22 protein-coding genes and 1 tRNA gene are annotated in these 23,761 nt (G+C 57.0%); 7 read left to right on the top strand and 16 right to left on the bottom strand.

Features of this window, described 5'->3' with window-relative positions; all coding sequences use genetic code 11:
• Positions 1 to 3: 3 nt before the first annotated feature.
• From ACQCLF_RS10430 to xdhA, 7 genes are read right to left on the bottom strand one after another with little or no spacing between them, the layout of a single operon-like run.
• Entirely contained in the window at positions 4 to 1,197 is a 1,194-nt protein-coding gene (locus ACQCLF_RS10430; protein ID WP_426986966.1) for a urate hydroxylase PuuD, read from the bottom strand.
• Positions 1,194 to 2,549 (bottom strand): guanine deaminase, encoded by a 1,356-nt coding sequence (guaD, locus tag ACQCLF_RS10425; RefSeq protein WP_426986964.1) that lies wholly within the window; start codon positions 2,547 to 2,549, stop codon positions 1,194 to 1,196. Before guaD ends, ACQCLF_RS10430 begins: the two co-directional genes overlap by 4 nt.
• Before the next feature lie 17 nt (positions 2,550 to 2,566).
• Positions 2,567 to 2,905, bottom strand: coding sequence for a hydroxyisourate hydrolase (gene uraH, locus ACQCLF_RS10420; protein WP_426986962.1), 339 nt, complete (start codon positions 2,903 to 2,905; stop codon positions 2,567 to 2,569).
• Positions 2,902 to 3,465 carry a 2-oxo-4-hydroxy-4-carboxy-5-ureidoimidazoline decarboxylase gene (gene uraD / locus ACQCLF_RS10415; protein ID WP_426986960.1) on the bottom strand — a complete coding sequence of 188 codons (564 nt, stop codon included), beginning with the start codon at positions 3,463 to 3,465 and terminating at the stop codon, positions 2,902 to 2,904. Before uraD ends, uraH begins: the two co-directional genes overlap by 4 nt.
• On the bottom strand, positions 3,462 to 4,394 hold the full coding sequence (gene xdhC / locus ACQCLF_RS10410; RefSeq protein ID WP_426986958.1) for a xanthine dehydrogenase accessory protein XdhC: 933 nt from the start codon (positions 4,392 to 4,394) through the stop codon (positions 3,462 to 3,464). Before xdhC ends, uraD begins: the two co-directional genes overlap by 4 nt.
• The gene (xdhB, locus tag ACQCLF_RS10405) at positions 4,391 to 6,754 is read right to left on the bottom strand and encodes a xanthine dehydrogenase molybdopterin binding subunit (protein WP_426986956.1); all 2,364 of its coding nucleotides are present in this window, start codon (positions 6,752 to 6,754) and stop codon (positions 4,391 to 4,393) included. The genes xdhC and xdhB overlap by 4 nt, the downstream gene beginning before the upstream one ends.
• A complete protein-coding gene (xdhA, locus tag ACQCLF_RS10400; RefSeq protein WP_426986955.1) occupies positions 6,747 to 8,207 on the bottom strand; it encodes a xanthine dehydrogenase small subunit in 1,461 nt (486 codons plus the stop codon). Before xdhA ends, xdhB begins: the two co-directional genes overlap by 8 nt.
• Before the next feature lie 181 nt (positions 8,208 to 8,388).
• Here xdhA and ACQCLF_RS10395 point away from each other — a divergent pair, with 181 nt between their 5' ends.
• Genes ACQCLF_RS10395 through ACQCLF_RS10370 form a run of 6 tightly spaced genes read left to right on the top strand, consistent with a single transcriptional unit; the run spans position 8,389 to position 15,264 of the window.
• Complete coding sequence (locus ACQCLF_RS10395) at positions 8,389 to 9,969, top strand: ABC transporter ATP-binding protein (RefSeq protein WP_426986953.1); 1,581 nt, start codon at positions 8,389 to 8,391, stop codon at positions 9,967 to 9,969.
• Positions 9,959 to 11,041: an ABC transporter permease gene (locus tag ACQCLF_RS10390; protein WP_426986951.1), complete on the top strand. Its 1,083-nt coding sequence runs from the start codon at positions 9,959 to 9,961 to the stop codon at positions 11,039 to 11,041. The genes ACQCLF_RS10395 and ACQCLF_RS10390 overlap by 11 nt, the downstream gene beginning before the upstream one ends.
• A 41-nt stretch (positions 11,042 to 11,082) precedes the next feature.
• Positions 11,083 to 12,009: an ABC transporter permease gene (locus ACQCLF_RS10385; RefSeq protein ID WP_426986949.1), complete on the top strand. Its 927-nt coding sequence runs from the start codon at positions 11,083 to 11,085 to the stop codon at positions 12,007 to 12,009.
• 46 nt (positions 12,010 to 12,055) lie between these two features.
• Positions 12,056 to 13,165 carry a BMP family ABC transporter substrate-binding protein gene (locus tag ACQCLF_RS10380; protein ID WP_426986947.1) on the top strand — a complete coding sequence of 370 codons (1,110 nt, stop codon included), beginning with the start codon at positions 12,056 to 12,058 and terminating at the stop codon, positions 13,163 to 13,165.
• 18 nt (positions 13,166 to 13,183) lie between these two features.
• A complete protein-coding gene (locus ACQCLF_RS10375) occupies positions 13,184 to 13,900 on the top strand; it encodes a TetR/AcrR family transcriptional regulator (protein WP_426986945.1) in 717 nt (238 codons plus the stop codon).
• Positions 13,897 to 15,264 (top strand): 8-oxoguanine deaminase, encoded by a 1,368-nt coding sequence (locus tag ACQCLF_RS10370; protein WP_426986943.1) that lies wholly within the window; start codon positions 13,897 to 13,899, stop codon positions 15,262 to 15,264. Before ACQCLF_RS10375 ends, ACQCLF_RS10370 begins: the two co-directional genes overlap by 4 nt.
• Positions 15,265 to 15,286: 22 nt before the next feature.
• Here ACQCLF_RS10370 and ACQCLF_RS10365 read toward each other — a convergent pair whose 3' ends face one another.
• On the bottom strand, positions 15,287 to 16,330 hold the full coding sequence (locus ACQCLF_RS10365; protein WP_426986941.1) for a purine nucleoside permease: 1,044 nt from the start codon (positions 16,328 to 16,330) through the stop codon (positions 15,287 to 15,289).
• A gap of 362 nt (positions 16,331 to 16,692) precedes the next feature.
• Between ACQCLF_RS10365 and mtnN the strand changes: the two genes are divergently transcribed.
• A complete protein-coding gene (gene mtnN, locus ACQCLF_RS10360; protein WP_426986939.1) occupies positions 16,693 to 17,535 on the top strand; it encodes a 5'-methylthioadenosine/S-adenosylhomocysteine nucleosidase in 843 nt (280 codons plus the stop codon).
• 16 nt (positions 17,536 to 17,551) lie between these two features.
• On the opposite strand, the gene ACQCLF_RS10355 is transcribed toward mtnN, so the two are convergent.
• The 8 genes from ACQCLF_RS10355 to ACQCLF_RS10320 form a co-directional block, all read right to left on the bottom strand.
• On the bottom strand, positions 17,552 to 18,460 hold the full coding sequence (locus ACQCLF_RS10355) for a mechanosensitive ion channel domain-containing protein (protein WP_426986938.1): 909 nt from the start codon (positions 18,458 to 18,460) through the stop codon (positions 17,552 to 17,554).
• Between the two features lie 237 nt (positions 18,461 to 18,697).
• Positions 18,698 to 18,904: a cold-shock protein gene (locus ACQCLF_RS10350; protein ID WP_426986936.1), complete on the bottom strand. Its 207-nt coding sequence runs from the start codon at positions 18,902 to 18,904 to the stop codon at positions 18,698 to 18,700.
• A gap of 286 nt (positions 18,905 to 19,190) precedes the next feature.
• Positions 19,191 to 19,724 (bottom strand): hypothetical protein, encoded by a 534-nt coding sequence (locus tag ACQCLF_RS10345; RefSeq protein WP_426986934.1) that lies wholly within the window; start codon positions 19,722 to 19,724, stop codon positions 19,191 to 19,193.
• A gap of 150 nt (positions 19,725 to 19,874) precedes the next feature.
• A tRNA-Phe gene (locus tag ACQCLF_RS10340) sits at positions 19,875 to 19,950 on the bottom strand.
• Positions 19,951 to 20,053: 103 nt separating this feature from the next.
• Positions 20,054 to 20,509, bottom strand: coding sequence for a hypothetical protein (locus tag ACQCLF_RS10335; protein WP_426986932.1), 456 nt, complete (start codon positions 20,507 to 20,509; stop codon positions 20,054 to 20,056).
• Between the two features lie 55 nt (positions 20,510 to 20,564).
• Positions 20,565 to 21,467 carry a lipid kinase gene (locus tag ACQCLF_RS10330; protein ID WP_426986930.1) on the bottom strand — a complete coding sequence of 301 codons (903 nt, stop codon included), beginning with the start codon at positions 21,465 to 21,467 and terminating at the stop codon, positions 20,565 to 20,567.
• An 84-nt stretch (positions 21,468 to 21,551) separates the two neighbouring features.
• A complete protein-coding gene (locus ACQCLF_RS10325; protein WP_426986928.1) occupies positions 21,552 to 21,830 on the bottom strand; it encodes an oxidative damage protection protein in 279 nt (92 codons plus the stop codon).
• A gap of 44 nt (positions 21,831 to 21,874) precedes the next feature.
• Positions 21,875 to 23,761 (bottom strand): glycoside hydrolase family 2 protein, encoded by a 1,887-nt coding sequence (locus tag ACQCLF_RS10320; protein WP_426986926.1) that lies wholly within the window; start codon positions 23,759 to 23,761, stop codon positions 21,875 to 21,877.

Raw genomic sequence — 23,761 nt, 5'->3', positions numbered from 1 at the left:
CCATCACTCCTGCTGCTCCAGCCAGTGCACCATCGCCGAGCGCTGTTCATCGCTCATTCCCGTCATATTTCCCAGTGGCATGTAGTGCGAATGCAGAGCGGGAAGTGCCTTGGTCCGGTACGTCAGAAGACTGTCCGTATCGGTAATCACCAACCCCGCGGGCGGCGCTTGAAAGCCGGGTTGTGTCGGGGAGGGCGAATGGCAATTCGTGCAGTGCTGGTCGATCAGCACATCAATATCGGTGGCAGACATTTTCGTACCAACCGCGTCCTCGTCCATACTGGAGTGGCTCGCGGCCCACGACGCCACTACAGCGACCAACACCAGACCCAGGCCGCTGCTGACCAGAATTCCGGGGCGCACAATGCCTTGATGTTTCAGATTAAAAAAGTGCCGCCCCCAGGCGAGCAGCACCCCGATCGCCAATAACAGCAACCAGGAGTATTCGCTGCCGTACAAAAACGGATAGTGATTACTGATCATGCAAAAAATAACGGGCAGGGTCAGGTAATTGTTGTGCGTGGAGCGCAATTTGGCAAACACCGCGGGCGCCGGGTCCGGTTCACGCCCGTCACTGACAGCGGCAATAAATTTTTTCTGCGCGGGAATAATGCCCCAGAACACGTTGCCCGCCATCCAGGTGGCGATCAGGGCTCCGACATGCAAAAACGCGGCACGCCCCGAAAACAACTGTTGCGCCAACCAGCTCGCCAGCGCAATCACCCCGACCAGCACCACCGCAAACCAAAGACCGCGGCGCACCAGGGCGGTACGCAACAACATTTCGTAGAGCAGTTGCCCACCGACAATGAACGCAATACTCGCCACGATGGCCATTTCCGGCGTGGACACCCAGCTGTCCGGCCCCACAAGGTAGGAGCGCGCCTGCACATAATAGAACGCGATCAGTAGCAGCGTGCCACTAAGCCAGGTGCTGTAGGCTTCCCACTTGAACCAGTGCAGGCGCTCGGGCATCTTTTTCGGCCGTAGCTGATATTTACCGATTTCGTAAATGCCTCCCCCGTGAATAGCCCAGAGGTCGCCTTTGATGCCCTGATCTTTTTTCCAGCGCGGAGGTTCGCGCAAGTTCAAGTCGAGCCAGATAAAATAGAACGACGCACCAATCCATGCGATACCCGCCACCACATGGAACCAGCGTAACCCCAGATTCAACCACTCAATCAATACGGTGCTCAACGCGCGTCCCCTTTTACGGTTTGGTATCCTGCCTGCCGATGCCCCATCAAATACGTCTGCACAACGTTGTGACGATCGCCCAACGTCATCAGGGCGAACAGTTTTTCCGATAGCGTCACAGCCCGGCTTTGCCGATAACCCTGCAAAGCGTCAGCGTTCAAATCCAGTACGATGAAATCCGCTTCTTTGCCTTTCGCAAAATTACCGATGCGATGATCGAGACCGAGGCTTCGGGCGTTGCCCAGCGTCACCCAGTAAAGTGCCTCCAGCGGGTGCAACGACTGATGCTGCAGCTGCATCACTTTGTAGGCTTCCGATAAGGTGCGCAGCATGGAGAAGCTGGTACCGCCCCCCACATCCGTCGCCAGACAGACATCCACGCCCGCATCCGCCAGAGCACGACGATCCAGTAAGCCACTGCCGAGAAACAGGTTGGAGGTCGGGCAGAACGCCACGCGCGCGCCGGTTTCTGCCAGCCGCTGTCGCTCTCTGTCGTTCAGATAAATACCGTGTCCCAACACGCTGCGCTCATTGAGCAAACCGTACCGGTCATACACATCAAGGTAATCCCGTGCATCGGGAAACAGTTCGGCCACCCAGGCCATTTCCGCCTTGTTTTCGGAAATGTGAGTTTGCAGATACAAGCCCTCGTACTCGCGCAACAAGGTTCCGGCCACGGCCAGTTGCTCGGCGGTACTCGTCGGCGCGAAGCGCGGCGTCAAGGCATAATGCAAACGGTCAGTCCCGTGCCAGCGCTCAATCAATTGGCGACAATCAAGCTCGCTGCTTTTCGGGGTGTCGAGAAAGGCTGGCGGCGCGTTGCGGTCCATCATGACTTTGCCGGCAATCATGCGTGCGCCGCGCTGTTGGGCGGCCGAAAAAAACGCCTCCGTGGATTGAGGGTGCACCGTGGTGTACACCATCGCCGTGGTCGTACCGTGATCCATTAAAAGATTCAGAAACTGTTCGGCCTGTGACGCAGCAAACTCCAGGTCAGCGAAACGCTGCTCTTCCGGAAAGGTGTACTGATTCAGCCAGTCGATCAACTGCTCGCCATAGGAGGCGATCACGCCGGTTTGCGGGTAGTGAATATGGGTATCCACCATGCCCGGCATAATTAAATGGCCGGGAAAGTGCTCACAGCGTGTCAGATCCAGCCCTTCAGCCGCCAGGGCCTCGGCGCTGTCCGCCGCCACCACGTGGCCACTGCCCGACACCAGAAGAACGCCGTCCTCGTGATACACGTAGTGGTCATCGCCATCCTTCTTATTTGTCGGACTGCGCTTGTCTGTCGGCTTGGGCTCACCGGTAAAATGCAGCAATTGCCCCCGGTAGCCTTTCACATCATTCATGGAAAACGACACCTGCTTCAGCTCCCCCGGTAAGTGGAATAGCCGTGCGCGTTCAGCAGCAGCGGCACGTGATAGTGTTCATCGGTTGCCGTCACCGCGAAATCAATGACAACGCCCGGATAAAAGGAGTGCTTGCCTTGCGCCTCGAACCACGCCCCGGTGTCGAACTGCAGGCGGTAGGTGCCTTCCTGCAAGGCAAGCGGTGTCGACCACTGGACGACACGACCATCGCTGTCTGTACGCGCACTGGCCAAAGGTGTATCGGAGGGCAGGCGGAACAGAGTAACAGCAACGTCCTCGGCGGGACGGCCACTGTCCAGATTCAGAACATGGGTAGTGATGGGGGATCGACTCATGCGTTTGGCTCACCTTCCTGTATCAGTTGTTTCAATCGCAAGCGGGTAATAGCACCTTGCTCGCGGGCTCCAAGACGCAACTCCGTCTCGCGCGTGTTATGGATTCGTGCCTTGAGTAAATCCAGCATGGTCTCCGCCGGTTTTCCACTGGCACAAACAATAAAAATAAAACCGTGGCGCTGCTCGTAGTCGATATTGAGATCCCGCAACTCGCGCAGCACTGATTCGTCAGTCTCCAGCACTTGCCCCTGCTCACCCATGGCTCGCCCGGCAAATTTCGAGCGCAACAACTCGATATCACCGATGCGGGCGTGCCCGGAAAATGCCTCCAGAATATCGGCCTCCGAAGGGTTTTCCCACAGGCGATCGGCCTCGGCCAACAGCGCACGCTCACTTGTGAAAGGTCTGGCTGCAACCATTGCGTCAGCCCAGCGACGGGAATGACAACATTCGAGGAACAGCGCAAATGCCGCCTTGTCGGGCAAGGTGTTTAAGCGCTCGAGGCTCATCGATGTATCGTGGCCTGCTGGAGTGCTGGAATTCGTATCGGTGTTCTTCATCCGTTGGTTTCCTTTTTTTCCAACACGGGGGCTTGTGGTGACGGGATGGGGGCAAGCACGGGATTATTCTTCAACAGGGTTTTGATTTCTCGCCAGGTGGTGACGGGTTTATCCGACGCCGTTTTCTGGGAGTAGTAAAGGCTTTGCAGTTGCGCGGCAATGGACACCGCCACTTCCATTGGTCGTTTGCCTTTGACCTCGGGCAGCCCCACCGGACTGACCATACGATCAATTAGTGCCGAGTCGTGCCCTGACTGCTCAAGGCGCTTGCGAAACCGTAGCGCTTTGGTTTGCGATCCAATCAGGCCGAAAAAACGCCAGCGCGGGTCAGACAGCAACTGCTCGCACAGGCGAAAGTCCAGCGCATGGTCGTGCGTAAACACTACCACCCAGGCACTGTCCGGCATGCTGGTCACCCACTGTTCCGGATGTTCGCAGTAACGATAGTGAACGTTGTCCGGCAGGGCCTGTTCTTGCAAAGCCTGTTCTCGCAAAGCCTGGTCCATCAATTCCTGGCGATTATCCACTACCTCTACGCGGCAGGGCAGGCCGCCGAGTACCGTCGTCAAGGCGCGGCTGACGTGACCGGCTCCAAACAAAACGATCGGCCAGTCACAGGCCGCAAAACACTCCATCATCACCGTCACGTGGCCACCGCAACACTGGGCGGCTTCGGCGGCTAGCGGAAAGGGTTTTAACACCTGGCAGGTCTGGTTCGTCACCAACAGTTCCCGCGCCTGCTGAACGATCAAAAACTCCAGTTGCCCGCCACCCAGTGTGTCGTAAGTCGCCTCATCAGTGATCACCATTTTGCTACCGCCATCACGCGGCGTGGACCCTTGAGTACCGACCACCGTGGCGATCACATAGCCGCGCCCCTGTCGCGTACAGAGGACAATCGCTTCCTGCCAGTTCATAAAACGACTCATGACGTCACCACCTCCGGCGACGGCCGGTGCTTGCGATTGAACGTGCGGCATTCCTGCAACGCCCAGTAAACCCGCTCGGGGGTGGCCGGTGTATCGAGGCGCGGGCTGAATCGATAATCAGTGAGGCTCGCGCAGGCATCGCGCAGTGCCGACCAAACCGAGATCGCCAGCATCAACGGCGGCTCGCCAACGGCTTTGGATCGATAGACCGTTTCTTCGCTGTTAGGGCAGTGGTACAGCGCGACGTTAAACCGCTCGGGGACATCAAACGCGGTGGGGATCTTGTAGTTAGCCGGGCTGTTGGACAGCACCCGTCCCTTATCGTCCCAAAGCAGCTCTTCCGTGGTCAGCCAACCCATGCCCTGTACAAAGCCGCCCTCAATCTGCCCAATATCGATGGCCGGATTTAGGGACTCACCGACATCGTGCAGGATGTCTACCCGATTGACCCGATACTCTCCGGTCTCGGTATCGATGGTCACTTCAGAGACCGCCGCGCCGTGCGCAAAATACAAAAATGGCTGGCCCTTGGCCGTTTCCCGGTCGTAGTGAATTTTCGGGGTGCGATAATGCCCGGTCGCGAACAGTGGTACACGGTTCAGGTACGCCAACTGGATCAGACTCTCAAAGGGTAAATGCTGTTCACCCCCCCAGTGCACACGCTCCTCTTCGAAGCGAACCGAATGCTCCGACACGGAAAAGTGCTCGGCCACAAACGCAGCCAGCGCCGCTTTAACCCGTTCACACGCATCCAGTGCCGCCATACCGTTGAGATCACTGCCGGAGGAAGCCGCGGTCGGCGAGGTGTTGGGCACTTTATCCGTGCGCGTTGACGTCACCTGCACGCGGCTAGCCGAGACACCGAACGCACGAGCCACGATCTGTTGAATTTTGGTGTACAGGCCTTGCCCCATTTCCGTGCCGCCGTGATTGATCATCAGGCTGCCATCGGTATAAATCTGCAACAGCGCACCGGCCTGGTTAAGATGCTTGGCCGTAAAGGAAATACCGAACTTCACTGGCGTGAGCGCCAGACCTTTTTTCAATGTGTGGTGTTCACGGTTGAACGCGGTTATTTCGCGACGGCGCTCACGGTAGCCGGACGTTTTTTCCAGTGTTTCAATCAGGTCTTCCAGAATCAGTTGCGAGACCTGCTGACCGTAGGGGGTTTCATTCCGGCCGGGGCGATACAAATTGGTTTTGCGTACATCCAGCGGGTCTTTGCCGAGACAGCGCGCAATATCCTCGACAATCGCCTCGATAGCCATCATGCCCTGAGGACCGCCAAAGCCCCGAAACGCCGTATTGGAAACGGTGTGCGTTTTACAACGCAACCCCACAATGGCAGCGTTATCGAGAAAGTAGGCGTTATCGGCATGAAACATGGCGCGGTCGACAATGCCCTCGGAAAGGTCCGGTGAAAAACCGCACTTGCCCGCCAACACCATATCCGCCGCCTGAATGCGACCATCGCTGTCAAAGCCCACACGCCAACGGTTGAGAAAATCGTGCCGTTTTCCGGTCTGCACCATATCGTCCCGTCGGGGCATGCGGTAACGCGCTGTGCGACGCAGGCGCCGGGCGAATATCGCCGCCAGACAAGCCAGCGGTGCGCCCTGGGTTTCCTTGCCGCCGAAACCGCCTCCCATGCGGCGCACTTCGGCAACCACCCGGTGAAAGGGCACATCCAGCACTTCGGCCACCAGCTTTTGCACTTCGGAGGGATGCTGGGTCGAAGTCACCACATGCACGCCGCCATCTTCGGTGGCGTGCGCCTCGGCTATCTGGCCTTCCAGATAAAAATGTTCCTGGCCGCGAACATACAGTTCGCCCTCCGTTCGATGAGGAGCACAGCCCAGCGCCGCTTCCGGGTCGCCCATCAACAAGCGGTGCTCCGGGAGGACGTAACTGTCGGCGGCCATGGATTCTTCCACCGTTAACTGGGCGGGCAGTGCCTCATACTCCACCACCGCCAGTTCCACCGCGCGCAGCGCGGCTTCCTGACTGGTGGCGGCTACAGCAAACAATGGCTGGCCCACATACTCGGTTTCATCGCCCACCAATAAAGGATCACCCCCATACACTGGCCCCACATCGGTTTTCCCCGGAATATCGGACTGCACGATCACATCCACGACACCGGGCGCTACGCGCACCTGTTCCAGGTCAAGTCGGCGAATACGGGCGTGGGCTTCAGTGGACTGACCGGTGGCGATATAAACCGTATCCGGCAACGCCGGGCTATCGTCAATGTACGTCGCCGCGCCGGACACATGTTTATGCGCCGACTCATGAGGCAAAGCCTGTCCTGGCGTTTGGGGCACACCCGACGCGGGGCGCGGCTCAGTCAACTTACGCATGTTCAAAGACTCCCGGCTCGCAGACGCGGCCCGACCGTTCAGCGGCCAGACTGCGGCACGCCTTGCGCAACATATTCTTCGCCATGGCCAAGCGATAACGGGCGGACGCGCGCACATCGGTCATGGGAGAAAATTCGGTGTCCAGGCACTCACACGCCTGATCCAGCACACCCTCGTCCACACCGCCTTCGCGATGCCAGATCGATTGATTGAGAAAGGCTTCCGTTTTGGTCGCCCGTTTGGGCGTGGCGGCCATGCCGCCGTAGGCAATCCACAACGCCCCGTTCGCGTCCCATCGAAAGGCGCCCATGACGGCGGAAATGTCATCCTCATACCGCTTGCTGAGTTTGTACAAACGCAACGGATCGGCCAGCGCTGTGCGGCGAATGACGATTTGGGCGATGTACTCGCCGGGCTGTAAAGAGGTGTGTTTGTAGCCCCGATAAAAATCGGTCAGCTTTTCATAACGGCTTTCTCCCGAACCGTTGCGAATACACAACGACGCATCCAGGCTCAGCAGCCAGGGCGGGGTATCGGCAATCGGAGACGCATTACCGATATTGCCGCCGAGCGTGCCCCGGTTGCGGATTTGACGCGAACCCAGGCGGTGGAGCAATGCCAATAAAGGCGGTGATTGTGCGCCCAGCTCGCGCTCCAGTTCGGTATAGGTCACAGCCGCGCCCACCTCTACGTCCTCGGCGTTCCAGTGAATGCGACGCAAACTCTCCACCGCGTTGAGATCAATGAGTTTTGGCAGCGTCACGTAACGCTGGGTGACTTCCAGCATCAGATCGGTTCCACCGGCGATCAGACGCGCCTCAGGGTGTTCTCTCAGCAGGGCCTGCAATTGCTCTTCCTGCCGGGGTTGCCAATAGCCGGGTATTGGAACATCCGCCCGAATGCCCGTTAACGGTGCACTTGCGCCCTCTTCTTGAACAAAATTGTCTAAATGGGCAGGTTTTTCCAGCGCCTGCAAACCGGCTTCTACAATAGGGCGATAACCGGTGCAACGACATAAATTACCAGAAATGGCATCCAGCACAGCGGCGCGTCGAGCCTTGTCGTCCACCGCCAGAAGCGGGTTCCGCTGCCCGTGCAGCGCCGCCAGAGACATCACGAACCCCGGTGTACAAAAACCACACTGCGAACCATGGCAAGCCACCATTGCTGCCTGCACCGGGTGCGTGGCCGCTTCCCCCGACAGCCCCTCAACCGTCACGACTTTCTGGTTTTCCAGGCTGCCCAGGGGGCATATGCAGCTGTTCACCGAACGATAGCGCCGATCAGCCGCATTACCTTCTTCTATCATGACCGTACAGGCGCCGCAGTCGCCCGACGCACACCCCTCTTTAGTACCCGTCAAGCCACAGTGGCGGCGCAGGTAGTGCAGCAGCGTTGTGTCCGGTGCCAGCTCGCCCGTTTCCCGCAGGCTGCCATTTACCACCAATTGCACGTTTTCACCTCCCACAATAACGTCTCGGCCCGAGAGCCGTTCTATAACCTAACTTCAACAAAGCAAAAATCTGGCCAGTCAGACAATTTTTTTAGTGGCGAGCCAAAAGGGGCGTCAATGCAGACGGTGGCATACTCCTTGCTTTAGCGTTTCTATCATTTTTGTCTAAACAGTCAGGTTTATGTCGAAGCGCAACCCAAACCGGTTAGAGTTAATCGGAATTACCAAAGCCTATCCCGGCTGCGTGGCCAACGATGCCATCAACTTGCGTGTCTCTCCCGGGGAAATTCACGCCCTGCTGGGAGAGAACGGCGCCGGGAAAAGCACCTTGATGAAAATCATCTACGGTGTCGTAAAGCCCGATGCCGGGCAGGTGCTGTGGAACGATAAAGAAGTCAGCATTGAGGGGCCCGCCCAGGCGAGAGCGCTGGGCATGGGCATGGTGTTCCAGCACTTTTCACTCTTTGAAACGCTGACCGTGACGGAAAACATTGCCCTGTACCTGAGCCCGTCCGAATACGGGTCTATGAATAACCTGCGCGCACGCATCCAGTCGGTCGGCGATGAATACGGCCTGGCCATTCATCCGGACCGGATGGTGCATACGCTGTCAGTCGGCGAGCAACAGCGGGTGGAAATCATTCGGTGCCTGCTCCAGGACATTCAACTGCTGATTCTGGACGAACCCACGGCGGTGTTAACACCGCCGGAAGTGGAGCAACTGATCGGTGTGCTAAAGCAGCTTGCCCGGAAAGGGTGCAGCATTTTATTTATTTCCCACAAATTGCACGAAGTGAACGCATTGTGTGACCAGGCCACTATTTTACGCGGGGGCAAAGTAACGGGTTCTTGCATCCCTTCAGAAACCTCCGCCAGTGATATGGCCCGGCTCATGCTCGGCGATGATCTTGAGATGGAAAGCAACTTTTCGGCGGGCAGCCCCGCCGAGACACGTCTGAGCCTGAGCGGAATCGGTGTCAAGCCTGCCAGCCCCTTCGCGATTCACCTGCATAACATCAACTTGACGGTGCAGGCCGGGGAAATCGTCGGCCTGGCCGGCGTCGCGGGCAACGGACAGGATGAACTGGTCGATCTTATCAGCGGTGAACTATCGGCTGACGAGGGCGAGCTGCTTCTCGATGGCGCCGCCATGGCGAATACGTCTATCGTTCGTCGTCGCCAGCGCGGGCTTGGCGTTGTTCCCGCCGACCGGATGGGGCGCGGATCGGTCGGCGCCATGAGTTTGACAGAAAACCAGTTACTGACTGGCTATGTCACCCACGGCGTCAACCGGGGGCTGGTGAGCTGGAAAGCGGTGCGCGAACGCGCCGGCCGTATCATTCAACGCTACGGCGTGAAAGCCGGAGGTCCGGATGATTCGGCACGCAGCCTTTCTGGCGGCAATTTGCAAAAATTTATTATCGGTCGGGAGATCGAACAAGCTCCACGCGTCCTTGTCTGTTTTCACCCGACCTGGGGTGTGGATGTGGGTGCCGCCAACAAAATTCATCAGGCATTGATTGCCTTGCGTGACAACGGCACCGCTATTCTGGTGATCAGCGAAGACCTGGATGAACTGTATCTATTGAGCGACCGTTTGGGTGCGATCTGCGCTGGCCGGTTATCGCCGCTGAACGCTCGTGATGCAGTGCCACTGGAACAGCTCGGCGAGTGGATGGCGGGCAGTTTTATCGATACTGGCCCTGAAGATACTGCCCCTGAAGCCCACCCAAATCGCGCGGAGGTTCATCATGCGTCTTGAAAAACGGCTGGAGCCTTCCCGTGCCATGCTGTATCTGTCACCCGTGCTGGCACTGATACTGACATTGATCGCCGGCGGTCTGCTGTTCGCGGCACTGGGGCATGCGCCACTATCCAGCCTGCACACCTTTTTTATCGCTCCGATCAGTGATCTGTACGGTTTATCAGAGCTGGCCGTCAAAGTTACGCCGTTGCTGTTGTGTGCCACCGGGTTAACGCTGTGCTTCAAGGCAAAGATCTGGAACATTGGTGCCGAAGGACAGTTTGTCTTCGCGGCTCTGATCGGCGGTGCCGTTTCCCTGCAACTGAGTGATGCCGACGGTTTTTGGGTGATTCCACTGGTGTTGTTGAGCGGTGCAATGGCGGGTCTGTGTTGGGCGGGCATTGCCGCCCTGTTGTTAACCCGTTTTAACACCAACGAAATTCTAACCACCATCATGCTCAATTACATTGCCGTGAATCTTTTATTGTGGGGCGTGCATGGCCCACTGAAAGATCCGGCGGGATTTAACTTCCCCGAGTCCGCCCTGTTTTCGGAGCAAACGTTGCTCCCGCTGCTTTCTCCCGATTACCGGGTCACTATTGCCTTGTTTATTGCGTTGTTCATGGCAGTGGTGATCTGGGTGTTGCTCAGCCGCTCACTGCTCGGTTTTCAACTGCGCGTCATGGGTGAAAACCGAAACGCCGCTCACACCTCGGGATTCAACGGTAAACGGATTATCTGGTTCATGCTGCTATTCAGCGGTGCCATGGCAGGCCTGGCCGGCGTTTCAGAAACCAACGGGCCGGTTGGTCAGTTGATCCCAACGCTGTCGCTCGGCTACGGGTACGCCGCCATCATTGTGGTGTTCATGGGACGGATGCATCCGTTTGGTATTGTGCTCGCCAGCCTGTTGCTCGGACTGACTTATCTGGGCGGGGAGATGGCACAAATGGATCTTTCGCTTCCGAAGTCCATTACCGGATTGTTTCAAGGCATGTTGCTGTTTTTCCTGCTGGGTTGCGACCTGTTGATTCACTACAGGCTGGTCTTCACCCAGCACCTCAACCCAACGGCAGCGACCAATGCCTGACGGACTGTTTTTGTACCCGAGTTTGTAGGTAAAACACAAGTATGGATCTCGCACTGATTGAAAATATTTTGTTCGCCATGGTACGCACCGGTACACCGCTGTTACTGGTGGCACTCGGAGCCATGGTTTCCGAGCGCTCCGGTGTCCTGAATCTGGGCCAAGAAGGGATGATTCTCGTGGGTGCGGCGTTTGCTTTCATCGCGGCCTACCTCAGCGATTCAATGCTCATCGGCGTAATGATTGGTGTGTTATCCGGCGGCCTGGTTTCGCTGATATTCGCGTTTGTGGCCCTGTCGTTAATTTCCAATCAGGTGGCCACTGGTTTGGCCCTGACGATTTTCGGCACGGGCCTAAGCGCATTTGTGGGCGCCGATTATGTAGGCCAGTCCATTTCGGGGCTCGGCCGCCTGCCCATTCCCCTGCTGAGTGATATCCCGCTGATCGGCCCGGCACTGTTCGGGCAGGATGCGCTGGTCTACTTGAGTTTTGTGTTGTTCGCCCTGGTCTTTTGGGTATTCCGTTCCACCCGTCTGGGCCTGATTGTTCGCGCCGTCGGCGAAAACCCCGAGGTAGCACACGCTCTCGGTTACAAGGTGCTGCTGGTGCGCTACGCCACGGTCGTGTTTGGCGGCGCCATGGCAGGGCTGGCAGGTGCTTACCTGTCGCTGGCCTATACCCCGATGTGGGCCGAGGGCATTTCCGCCGGTCGGGGCTGGATTGCACTGGCACTGGTCGTGTTTGCCAGCTGGCGTACCGAGCGGATCCTGCTGGGTGCCTGGCTGTTTGGCTTCGCCAGTATTCTGCACCTGCTGTTGCAGGGTTTTGGCTACGACGTGCCATCGAACCTGCTGGCCATGCTGCCCTACGCGATCACCATCGTCGTACTGGTTTTCATGATGAGCCGCAAGGGCGCACGCGGTTTGTTCGCGCCTCGCTCGCTGGGCCAGCCTTATTATCCACCGCAGTAAGCGAAGCGGTTCAACTATTTGATTATACGCAGAAGAGGACACGCTAATGGCTTTAGATGACGCGCTAATGGCTTTAAAAAAACGCATTGCCGCCACCGCGCTCGCTTTGCTCGGTTGTAGCCTGGCAACCCAGGCGGACGAGCCTTATACCGACGAACCACTGAAAGTCGGATTTGTGTACGTCAGCCCGATCGGCGATGCGGGCTGGACCTACATGCACGACCAGGCGCGACAAATCGTTGCCGAAGAATTCGGAGATAAGATTGAGACATCTTATGTGGAAAGCGTCGCGGAAGGCTCGGATTCCGAACGGGTGATCCGCAACCTGTCCGCGCGCGGACACGATCTGATCTTTACCACCTCCTTCGGCTATATGAACCCGACCCTCAAAGTGGCCCGACGTTTTCCCAACGTGAAGTACGAACACGCCACAGGCTATAAAACCGCGCGCAACGTGGGCAATTACCAGGCACGGGCCTATCAGGGCCGTTACCTGGCGGGAATGACCGCTGGCGCCATGAGCGAAAGCGGCCGTATCGGCTATGTGGCCGCCTTCCCCATTCCCGAGGTCATTCGCGGCATCAACGCATTCACTCTGGGCGTACAAACCACCAATCCCGACGCACGGGTCAGCGTGGTATGGATCAACACCTGGCACGATCCCGCCCGCGAGCGGGAGGCGGCCGACAGCCTGATTTTGCAAGGCGCCGATGTGCTGACCATGCACTCCGACTCGCCCGCTGTCATTCAGGCGGCCGAGGCGCGTAATGTGTACGCGGTGGGATTCAACTCCGACATGAGCCACTATGGCCCCAATGCACATTTGACGGCGGTTACCATGCATTGGGAGAGCATTTACCACGACAAGATTCAGGCCGTGCTTGACGGCAACTGGGAATCAACCGCGATCTGGCACGGTCTCAAGGAAGGGGTGGTGGACCTCTCCCCGTTTAATGAAGTCGTGCCACAAGAGGTTGTTGAAAAAGTTACGGCGTATAAAATGGAGATCATTGAAGGCACCCGACAGGTTTTTCAGGGCCCCCTCTATAACCAGGCCGGAGAACAGGTCGTGGCGGAAGGCGATGCATTGAGCGATAGCGATCTTCTGGAGCAGGAATGGTTTGTCAATGGGGTGGACGGAAAACTGAACCCATAACCGGAGATAGTAATAACAATGGTTAGCAAAGTACTGGAACACGCTATCGATTTCGATCCCAATGAAACCCCGACCGGCAAATACCGGGCGGGAAAAATCCGGGATCGGAATCTGACTAACATCATTAAAGCCGCCGAAGAAGAGTTTGTGCAACACGGCTATCGGGGCACCAGCATTCAAGCGATTGCAGACCGTGCACAGATCCCCAAAGCGAATGTACATTACTATTTCAAGAGTAAATCGAACCTGTACATCGCCGTGCTGGATAACCTCATCCATCTGTGGAACAACTTTTTTGACGAGATCACCGAGCGGGACGACCCGGCGGTGGTCCTCGATGAGTTCATTCGCAAAAAAGTGGAGCTGTCTTACACTCACCCCCGGGCGTCAAAATTGTTCGCCATGGAAATTATTCAGGGCGCGCCTCACCTGAAAGATTACATCCGGACGGAGATGCGACAATGGGTGCGCCGCAAGGCGGCGGTGCTCAACACCTGGATTCAACAAGGCCGCATGAAACCGGTAGACCCGGTGCAACTGATCTTTCTCATCTGGTCGTCTACCCAACACTACGCGGACTTCGATGTTCAGGTGCTCACCATCATGAACCGGGCGGAGTACGAGCCGGATATGATTGAAGACATCTCCAACTTTCTCAGCCAGATCATTCTTCGCGGTTGTGGACTGGAACCGCCTGAACGCTCCCGCCAGCCAGAACACGGCGTTTCGGCATGAGCCGACTCTGGCTGCGGCACCCACTCGCCTGCTGGACCGGCACTGGGGAGGATGCCGACAACGGCATCGTGATTGACGGCGCACGCGTGGTCGAGCTAGTGCCTCACGGTCACACTCCAGCCACCGACTGTGATCAGACGTTCGACGCCTCGGCCCATGTGCTCATTCCCGGCCTGATTAACGGCCATCACCATTTTTATCAAACACTGACCCGGGCGTTGAAGCCAGCGCTGAACAAGGCGCTGTTTCCGTGGTTGCAGGCACTCTATCCGGTATGGGCAAACCTGGATGACGAAGCCATATACGCGTCCACGCAGCTGGCGCTGAGCGAACTGTTACTGTCCGGCTGTACCACGGCGGCCGATCACCATTACGTGTTCAGTCACCTTCTGCCCCGCGCCATTGATGTTCAGGTAGAGGCCGCACGCACCATCGGCAACCGGGTAACGCTGACTCGAGGCTCCATGAGTTTAGGGGAGTCCGCCGGCGGGCTCCCGCCGGATTCGGTGGTGGAGCCCGAAGCGCTCATCCTCTCGGAAAGCCAGCGCCTGATTCGCGACTACCACGATGCGTCTCCCGAGTCCTTCTGCCAAATCGCCCTGGCCCCCTGTTCGCCCTTTTCGGTAACGCCCGAATTAATGAAAGAAAGCGCCCGGCTGGCGGCCAGCGAACAGGTATTGCTGCACACCCATCTGGCGGAAACCGCCGACGAGACCGACTTCTGCCTGAAACGGTTCGGGCAACGGCCTGTGGAATACCTGGCCGAGGTGGGCTGGATGGACGAACGCGTGTGGCTGGCCCACGGCATTCATTTTAATGACGCGGAAATCGAACAGCTGGTCAGGGGAAAAGTGGGCGTGTGCCACTGCCCGAGCTCCAATATGCTGCTCGGCTCCGGACAATGCCGCGCGCTGGAATTAAACCGGGCGGGCGTCCGCGTCGGTTTGGGTGTGGATGGCTCGGCTTCCAACGACGGCTCCAATATGATTCAGGAAGCCCGACAGGCCATGCTGATGCAGAAGCTGACGTACGGCTCGGATCAATGCAGCCATATCGATGCATTATCACTGGCCACACGCGGCGGTGCCGACTTATTGCACCGACCGGAGCTGGGCAGCCTCGGCGTCGGGCAGCAGGCCGACTTGGCACTGTTCAAACTGGATGAACCACGCTTTTCCGGACACGATGATCCGTTGGCCGCCTTGTTATTGTGCGGAGCACACCGTGCGGATTTCGTGATGGTGGGCGGCAACTGGAAAGTCCGCCACGGGACGATGGTTGATCAGGATATCCAGGACATTATGGCGCGCCATGGTGTACAGGCTAAACGCCTGCGGGAACGCTGGAATACGCATTCCCGCTAGAACGAATTCGCACTCTCGCTATCTACTGAGCATCACCCGGAATGGTGTTCTCAAATGTCTTCCAGTTACCGTTGATCGTTTTCACCACACGATTGCCCAGTTCAAACGCGGCTTCAAATGCGGGCCCACCCTGATCCGGATACGGAGCGGTAGTGCTCCACGCGGCCGTTTTTCCGGGGGGTGGTGCGCTATAGTTACTCACGGTGCGCAGTACCAAAACCCGGTCCGTATCCACCAGTCCCACCTTGGCCATACGGTGCAACGCTGTGAGCGTACCGTTATCTTCCATATTGGTGGTCATCATATTGGCCTGCTCGCCCGCGTGCAGTTTTACCCAGTCGTTCGCCCACTTGTTCAACAGGTCACCGTGCCAGTAGGTGCTTGAACCGAGCGTATCACCGATGGTCACGAAGGGCGCTTTCTGGGCATTGGGATAACCTTCGTAATGCGACCGGAATTCCTTGAGCGCCGGCGTGTCCTGCGTGGGATGATCCTTGGTCAGCTCATACGCCCACTCAACCAGCGACGGGTTCAGGTCATACACAATCGTATCCACGGTCCAGCCGGTGGACTCCTGATTGGGTTCTTTCGCGCCCAGCGGGATCAAACCATATTCCCAGCTGTCCGGAATTTCGCGGCCATCAATTTCATACAACAGGTCGCCGTCCACGACGTGTTTGGCCCAGACCGCCGTTCCCAGCGATACATCCTCAGGATCACCCCCGCCAATACCGGCAATCACCCAGTAGGATTTGGACAAATCGAAACGCTCGTCCATACCGAGCGCCATAATGGAGGCCGTCGCGTTGGTAACGCCGCCGCCCGTACAGATGACCAGGAGACCATCCTCATTGGTGTACAGGTCGTGAACCCCCAGCGGGAAATCCACTTTTTTCAGTTCCAGGCGTTCCACCCAGAACTGAAGTTCACCTGGCCGATCACCGGTCACCTCGCCATTTTCGAACATGGTGACCACCACCGTTTTAATCGGTGTGGCCGCGTTAGCCCCCAGGGCCACACTAAAAAGAGCCAATATCAGGCCGGTTTGCAACAGTCGTTTCAACACGATTTACCTCGTTTCGTCATTGATGGGTTTAACAGCGTAAGAACATTTCACACTCCTCCATGCAAAATATTGTCCAACTGGACAACTTAGCTAAACCGCGCCCGTCACGATGCCCTCCGTTTACCAAGGGGTAAAGTTTGTAAATAATTCGCACAAATAAAGAGCATTGTCAGAGAAAAGAGCCTGTTTTAGGTCATTTTATCGTGGGATTTTTTCTTTCTAGCCACCCCGCCCTCCATTTCCTGTCTTAAAAGTCAGGAAATAGAAAAGCAGGTACAAATATTGCTGCTACGCCTACTGCCCTGGGCAACGGAGCGCCTTCGTTACCCGTGCCCCCATCCTCCAACACAGGAAACGTCCTTATGCGGAACCTTTCATTTCTACAGACAGTGTTGATTTTGCTCGCCGTTTGTCTGACCGGGTTGGGTGCCCAGGCCAGTGAACCGGTCTACCAGCCCACCGACACCATTGTGATCCTCGGCGCGGTGCCCCAGGAAATACCCGTACTGGTGGATGCGCTGGAAGAGGCAGAAACGGGAAATCTCTGGGGAGTACCGTATTGGAAGGGCAAACTGCACGGTAAGCCCGTTGTTATTGCCATTACCGGTATCGGCAAAACCTATACGGGGATGACGACGACGCTGTTCCTGCGGGAATTCCAGCCGCGCCTGGCACTGATGACCGGCACGGGCGCGCGGGTCAATCCTGAGTTGAAAACCGGCGACGTCGTGGTAGCCACTCACACCTACGAGCACGACTACGGCAGCCTGACCGCCGAAGGCATGGTCTATCGCCCCATGAACGGCCCTGACGACGGTAATGAGGTGGAAAACGAATTTACGCCCACCCCGGAATTACTCGCCAAGGCCGAGCAGGCCATGAAGCGCTATCCCGCGCAAACCATTGAGGCCGATGGCAAAACCTATCAGAACCACGTACGCCTGGGTGTGGTGGCATCATCCGATTTGTTTGGTGTCACCGCGCAGCGTCTCGATACGCTGCGTAATCGTTTTAAAGCGGACATTATGGAGATGGAGTCCGGCCCTTTTGGCCATGTGTGCGAGAGTTTTGGCGTACCTTATCTGATAGTCCGTTCCGGCAGTAACCAGGCGCAGGAAGCGCCAAACGACGACTATCTTCGCCTGGGCCCCATCGCCGCCAAAGAAGCGGCGAAGTTCTCATTACACTTACTGCAATACCTGTAAGCGGCAATCGAATGATCTAGGATAACGCTGAAGGCTCGGAAGACAGGGGCAGCGATGTGCCCTCCGAGCCTTCGGATTTGGCCGGTGCGTAATCTCCGTCCGCAAACACCTCGGCCAGAATGGCCTGCTCCAAGGCGCTGCGGCGATCCGTCAACACGGGAATTCGCACAATGAGATGAATTTCCTCGGCCCCCGGCACCTGCAACGTCACCCTGGGCTCCACCGAGGGGGCATCCAGTCCGCGGTACTCGTTGAGCTTTTTCAGATAACGCTTTGCCTCCGCCAGGTGCGGCTCACAGGCACGATTGGACGCGTCCAGCAACAACTCCTGGGCTTTGCGCCAGTTTGCGGTGCGCTTGAAAGGCACGGTAAATACATGCAACACGTACTCGTGCGTGTAGCTTTCGTTGATCACCGGCTCGGATACGAACAGCGCATTGGGGATAACCACCATTCGACCGGTGCGCTGGTGCGTAAGCTTGCCCGGGCCGACTTCCAGAATAGTGGTCGCCAGAAGGCTCTGGTCAATCACATCGCCTCGAAAATCCTTGACCTGAATACGATCACCAATGTTGAACGAACCGGCACCGGTTTTCAGAATGGAACCGGTGACGCAGAGAATCAGCTCTTTGGTAGCCACGACAAACGCCACAGCGATGGCCACCACAGAGAGCGCCAAAGTGCGCAGTTCATCCGCCCAGATGATCACCAGGCCAAGCAGCATAAACAGCAGCAACCCGTTGCGCGAATAGATCAACCAACGACGACGCAATTCCATGGAGGCGACGTTGCGCCGTATATAGCGCCCGATCAACATCCGGATCAAAACCACCGCAATCACCAGTAAAGCGGTGCTAATCAACAATTTGAGCAAAGTGCTGGTGGCCGCCAGGCCCTGAAGCTCCAGGCCGATGGAGTCAAACATGAAAGGTATTCCCGCATTAAGACTATTCAGTGATTCTACGACAGTGCCCGGCAGGGGAAAACACCGGAAGAGGCGAACATGAGGAAGGAGTACAGGGCAGGAAACCCGGCTTTTCAGCGACGGACTGAAACGCAAAACGGCGCCCGTAGGCGCCGTTTCAATTAGCCACCGCCAAGCCTAAACCCGGCGTGGCTTATCCGGCTCGTTCGCCGGCGCTTTACCTGAACAGGCTAAAGCTTACAGAGGCTGGATGTTCTCAGCTTGCGGGCCTTTTTGACCTTGGGTCACGGTGAAGCTAACCTTTTGGCCTTCGGCCAGGGTTTTGAAGCCAGTGCCTTGGATGGCGCTGAAGTGAGCAAAAACGTCCGGGCCGGACTCCTGCTCAATAAAACCAAAACCTTTAGATTCGTTGAACCACTTAACGGTACCAGTAACTGTAGACATAGTCTTACCTTAACAATTTCAATCTATAAAATGACCCGAAGGTCGGTTGTGCCGGAAATGGTGCTATTACTTATGACAGACAGGACGACTTGCTACAGGCAGGAATCGAAATGGTAGTGCATAAATATAAAACAAGCTTTCTAGCAACCTCCATACTAGCCGGTTTGCAGGCGGCGTCAAGCGTTTTTTCGCCACATCCTGCCCTTTGCGCGCAAACCGGCACCCGTTTGGCATCAGAGTCTCCAACTAAGCACTACACTGGCCTGGAAAACCAGCTTGAAAAAACCTAGAAAGTCGACACTACCTCAACATTCGCGCCTTTCAATACCCGCTGCGCCTCTTCCAACTGTTCGTGAGTGCGGGCGTGAACCGCCAGCACGATCTTGCCGCGACGCAATGCCGACTGCGCTTTGACCAGGTAGGGGCTGTGATCCGGCCTCAGGGTTACCAGTCCACCGGCCAGCAGTCCGAACACGGCGCCAAAACCCACAAATACCATTAGAGCGGTCAGACCGTTGGCGCTGACAAATCCCACACCGAGAACCATCAGCACGACGCACAGTGCACCACCAAGCACCGCCCCTGCTACAGCCAGCCATAAATGCGACCGAAGCAGAGTTTTCCAGATACCATGATCCTCGGGCTCAAGCTCCCAGCCCGGGTGGCGATCACCACTCTGGATCACCATCAGTTGTGATCGCTGAAGGCTTGTGTCATTACTCAGGGTTTCCAACCACGACGTGGCGGCCGGTTCGGAATCAAAAATCGCAGCCAGCTTATGATCGAAGTGCTCACCGCTGATTAGCTCATGACGGGCCATAATCACCTCCCTTGGTTTTAAGTCATGGAGAGTGAGACGGACACTCTCTATCCGACTTAGACCGGGGAGAAGGCAAAGGGTTCTTTTGGAAAAGGCAGGGCAGAAAAACGAGGCATAAAAAAACCCCGCCTGAGCGGCGAGGTTTATATATGGTGCCCAGAGGCGGAATCGAACCACCGACACGAGGATTTTCAATCCACTGCTCTACCGACTGAGCTATCTGGGCAAATTTCGATCAAGTCACGGTGGCCGTGGCTTGCGCGAGGCGCGTATTAAACCGTTTCACATTGCCTGAGTCAAGGGGGTGAAACAAAAACGGCGATTTGATCTCAATCGGCGTCGCTTTGAGACCGCGCGCGCTCGAGCTGGCGGCGCGTTTCAACCACATGCCTGGATACTTTTTCATCCCACTCGGCATAGGGAGCTCCGGTGTCCAGGGCGCGATTATCTTTCAGTACCTGATCAAGCCGAGCCTCTGCTTCCAGACGCTGCTCGATCACATCGGCCGTTTGATCCGCTGAGAAAAAGGAGTGCAGCCGGTGCAGCAGCTGTTCGCCGGCTTCCTTTTCATCGTTGGGCGGGGCGGGCATATCACCCGAGTCCCGAATCACCCGCTCCAGGGCGTCGGCCAGCTGATCCCGCTCCTGCGCGATGGATTTGAACAGCTGGCTGGCCGTCGCACTCTCTACAAAGTCCGCGGCGTCGTAATAATGATCAGCACTCTCTTCCAACGCTGTGTACAGGTCATGCAGTGCCGTTTGCAAATCGGTTCTGATCAGGTTCATGGAAATTAGGCCTTGGGGAAAATGGGTTTGACCCTGGCAGTACGCCCCGGGTTCATCATACCGCGCCGTTGTTTTCCGGCCCGATAACCACGTCCAGCGCACCCGGCATCACCCGAAAGCGGGCGGGGGTCTGACTGATGGGCTCACCATCCGCGTGAATATCCATACCGTCGGGGCGTGTTACCACGTCAATGTGCTGGCCCTGAATGGTAAATACCCGACGGTCCAGGTCGTATTGTCCTCCACGCAACAGCGGCGCCAGCGTTAACAGTTCCCAGAGCGTTTGCGGCCGGATGCTGTATAGCGTCAGCTTACCATCGTCGATGCTGGCACAATCGCGAATGACATTGCCTCCACCGTAGTAACGCCCATTGCCAATGGCGAGCTGGATTGATCGCAGGCGATGGGCTTTACCATCCACACGCAAATTAACTTTGAACTGGCGTATGCGCATTACCGCAGCCAAAAACGCTTTCAGATAACTGAAGACACCCCAGTGACGTTTTACCTCGGGGGTCAGCTCCTGGGTCACCTGTACACCCAACCCCATATTGGCCACGTTGAAAAAATAGTGGTCATTGACGATACCGAGATCGATACGACCTCGCCGATTGGCAATCAGCGCATCAAACGCTTCTTCCAGAGAAGGTCCAACCCCGAGTGAACGAGCGAGATCGTTAGCGGTTCCCAATGGCAGGATCGCCAGGGCGATACCACATTCGTACAACGTGCCCGCCATGGAGCTGATGGTGCCGTCACCACCGCCCATGATCACCAGGTCCAGATCACCGCATCGGTCACGTACCGCTCGCTGGCTTTCCTCAGGCCCCTGGGATTGCAGATGTTCCACCCGCCAACCGGCCTGCGCCAATCGCTCCAGCCCTTCATCAAGCGCCGCAGACGCCCCTTGGCGACTTTTGGGGTTGGTAATCAGAAGGGCTTTTATCAATTCGGCCACGGAGGGTCGCCTTTGCGTCAGTGGATAGTGAGATAGCACCCGCGTATGGATCGTACGCGTGGATGGACAATACCCGGTAACTAATCAGGTCTGCGAGGCGGGGGGGACATATCCCTCCGCCTGGTCATAATCCTTCCCGGACAGGAACTTGTCCATCTGGTCGTTCAAATAGGTGCGTGCGCCCATATCCATGAGGTTCAGATGTTTCTCGTTGATCAACATGGTTTGATGGGCCAGCCACTCCTGCCATGCCTGCTTTGAGACATTGTCGTAAACGTCCTGCCCCTTTGCCCCCGGCAGCGGTGGGTGTTCCAACCCTTCCTGTTCGCGCTGGTACTTCCGGCAGAATACGGTGCGTGACATAGGTTTGGCTCCTCAGCCCTGTGCATGCCTAACGGCCTAGCATACTACTGGCTCTGCTCCCCGGTTTCCACTTCCGTGGAAGCGGGTTGCGCAGGGTGACGAGCGCGCTGACGATAATAATCCTTGAGCACGTCGAACGCCGCTTTTTTCACGCCGGTTTCCGACAGGAGCCCCTTGCGATTAAAGGTGTCCTGAATGCCGGGCAGCATGCGGCGCGGGGAGCGAAAATCCGCGAGAATCCATGGCGAGGTACCGACGAAACCGTCAATGCGATCCAGCATCGCCAGGGTCTTGCGGTAAAGCTCGGCCTGGTAGTCTTCCGTCCACAATGTGTTGCTGTCTCCACGACGCCCTTGTTTGGCACCCGCGCCAAATTCACTGATAAACACCGGTTTGTCATACGGGATTCGCCAGTTCACCCGGTCGGCTTTTTCGTGCAGACCGTCATACCAGCCGATGTACTGGTTAAAGGCCACAATATCCACCAGATCGGCCAGAGGGTCTTCCACAACCGCCATTTCCGGGTTATCTGCCTCGTAATGCTTTTCCATGGCCGCACTGATCAGGCGAGTGCTATCCAAAGCGCGGGCCTGATCTGCCAGACGGGTCAAAAACGTGTTGCGCGCGTCACTGACCGGGGTTTCGTTGGCCAGTGACCAGATGATGATAGCGGCGCGATTCTTGTCTCGCCCAATCATTTCCGACAGTTGGGTCTCGGCATTCTGGTAGGTCTCTTCGCTTTCCCAGTCGATGGTCCAGTAAACGGGAATTTCCGACCAGAGCATGATGCCGAGCTGATCGGCCAGGCGCACGATGTGCTCGTTGTGCGGGTAGTGCGCGAGACGGACAAAGTTAGCCCCCAGGGACTGCGCCCACTGCAATTGATGGCGCGCTTCCTCAGCGGATTTCACTCGCCCGCCACCGTGCACGGCGTACTCTTCGTGCAGCGAAATACCCCGCAGGAATAGGGGCTTACCGTTGAGCAGCAGCTGTTTGCCCTGGGTTGCAATCGTGCGCAGCCCCACCTCATCGTCCAGTCGGTCGGTGCCGGTACGCAGGCTGAGCTGATACATTTTCGGACTGCCGGGTGACCAGTATTGAATACCGGAGACTTGCGTCTGAAACTGGGCCACACCGTTGGCGTCGGTTTTGGCCCGCAGATCCAGATCCAGTTGCGGCATGCTCAGCCGTACTTCCTGGCCGGCGCCCGCGCCGTCCACCAGCGCATAGCCGGAGATGGCCCCCGTCTGGTAATCATCGAGCTGAATTTTGTAGTCGCGCACGAACACGCCTGGCGTCACAATGAGACGCACGCTGCGGGTAATGCCACCGTAGTTCCACCAATCGGTGTTAACCGTCGGCACGGCCTCTCGATGTCGCTCGTTATTGACGCGCACGACCAGAGAATTATTCTGCGGTTTTAGCTTGCCGGTCACTTCAAAATAAAAGGGCGTAAAACCACCGATGTGGTGCCCCAGTTTTTCACCATTCAGGTAAACGTCGGCGCGGTAGTTCGCCGCACCAAAGTGGATAAAGGTGCGTTGCTTGCCTTCCACTTTCGGCGCGTTGAATTGCTTGCGGTACCAAATGGTGCCCTCGTAATAAAACAGGGCATCATCCTGCGTATTCCAGTCGGAGGGCACGGCGAGCGTTTTCGCCGCATCGAAGTCGTACTCAATCAGCTCGCCGGGATGACGCGGTTTGGCATCCATAAAGTAGGCGCTGCGCGGCGGTGACGCCATTTGATCGAACGGCTCGTAGCGATAATTGTAGTAACCGTTGTCGTAGGGATCGATAAGCGTTTTCCATTCACCATTCAACGACACCGCCGGGCGGGTATAAGCCTGAAACGTTTCCACGTTGGCCGCCGAAACCCACAGGCTGGTGCTGAACAACACCGTTCCCAGTATTGACCTTGTTATTTTTTTCAC

Origin of the sequence: Marinimicrobium sp. ARAG 43.8 (assembly GCF_050113635.1) — a bacterium.
In the GTDB taxonomy this organism is placed as follows: domain Bacteria; phylum Pseudomonadota; class Gammaproteobacteria; order Pseudomonadales; family Cellvibrionaceae; genus Marinimicrobium.
Note: the sequence above shows the minus strand (reverse complement) of the source record. Positions and strands in the feature narration are given on the sequence as shown.

Coding starts and splice junctions, on each gene's coding strand:
- guaD (WP_426986964.1), bottom strand. CDS start 2,549: ATGAATGATGTGAAAGGCTACCGGGGGCAATTGCTGCATTTTACCGGT.
- uraH (WP_426986962.1), bottom strand. CDS start 2,905: ATGAGTCGATCCCCCATCACTACCCATGTTCTGAATCTGGACAGTGGC.
- uraD (WP_426986960.1), bottom strand. CDS start 3,465: ATGAAGAACACCGATACGAATTCCAGCACTCCAGCAGGCCACGATACA.
- xdhC (WP_426986958.1), bottom strand. CDS start 4,394: ATGAGTCGTTTTATGAACTGGCAGGAAGCGATTGTCCTCTGTACGCGA.
- xdhB (WP_426986956.1), bottom strand. CDS start 6,754: ATGCGTAAGTTGACTGAGCCGCGCCCCGCGTCGGGTGTGCCCCAAACG.
- ACQCLF_RS10395 (WP_426986953.1), top strand. CDS start 8,389: ATGTCGAAGCGCAACCCAAACCGGTTAGAGTTAATCGGAATTACCAAA.
- ACQCLF_RS10390 (WP_426986951.1), top strand. CDS start 9,959: ATGCGTCTTGAAAAACGGCTGGAGCCTTCCCGTGCCATGCTGTATCTG.
- ACQCLF_RS10385 (WP_426986949.1), top strand. CDS start 11,083: ATGGATCTCGCACTGATTGAAAATATTTTGTTCGCCATGGTACGCACC.
- ACQCLF_RS10380 (WP_426986947.1), top strand. CDS start 12,056: ATGGCTTTAGATGACGCGCTAATGGCTTTAAAAAAACGCATTGCCGCC.
- ACQCLF_RS10375 (WP_426986945.1), top strand. CDS start 13,184: ATGGTTAGCAAAGTACTGGAACACGCTATCGATTTCGATCCCAATGAA.
- ACQCLF_RS10370 (WP_426986943.1), top strand. CDS start 13,897: ATGAGCCGACTCTGGCTGCGGCACCCACTCGCCTGCTGGACCGGCACT.
- mtnN (WP_426986939.1), top strand. CDS start 16,693: ATGCGGAACCTTTCATTTCTACAGACAGTGTTGATTTTGCTCGCCGTT.
- ACQCLF_RS10355 (WP_426986938.1), bottom strand. CDS start 18,460: ATGTTTGACTCCATCGGCCTGGAGCTTCAGGGCCTGGCGGCCACCAGC.
- ACQCLF_RS10350 (WP_426986936.1), bottom strand. CDS start 18,904: ATGTCTACAGTTACTGGTACCGTTAAGTGGTTCAACGAATCTAAAGGT.
- ACQCLF_RS10345 (WP_426986934.1), bottom strand. CDS start 19,724: ATGGCCCGTCATGAGCTAATCAGCGGTGAGCACTTCGATCATAAGCTG.
- ACQCLF_RS10335 (WP_426986932.1), bottom strand. CDS start 20,509: ATGAACCTGATCAGAACCGATTTGCAAACGGCACTGCATGACCTGTAC.
- ACQCLF_RS10325 (WP_426986928.1), bottom strand. CDS start 21,830: ATGTCACGCACCGTATTCTGCCGGAAGTACCAGCGCGAACAGGAAGGG.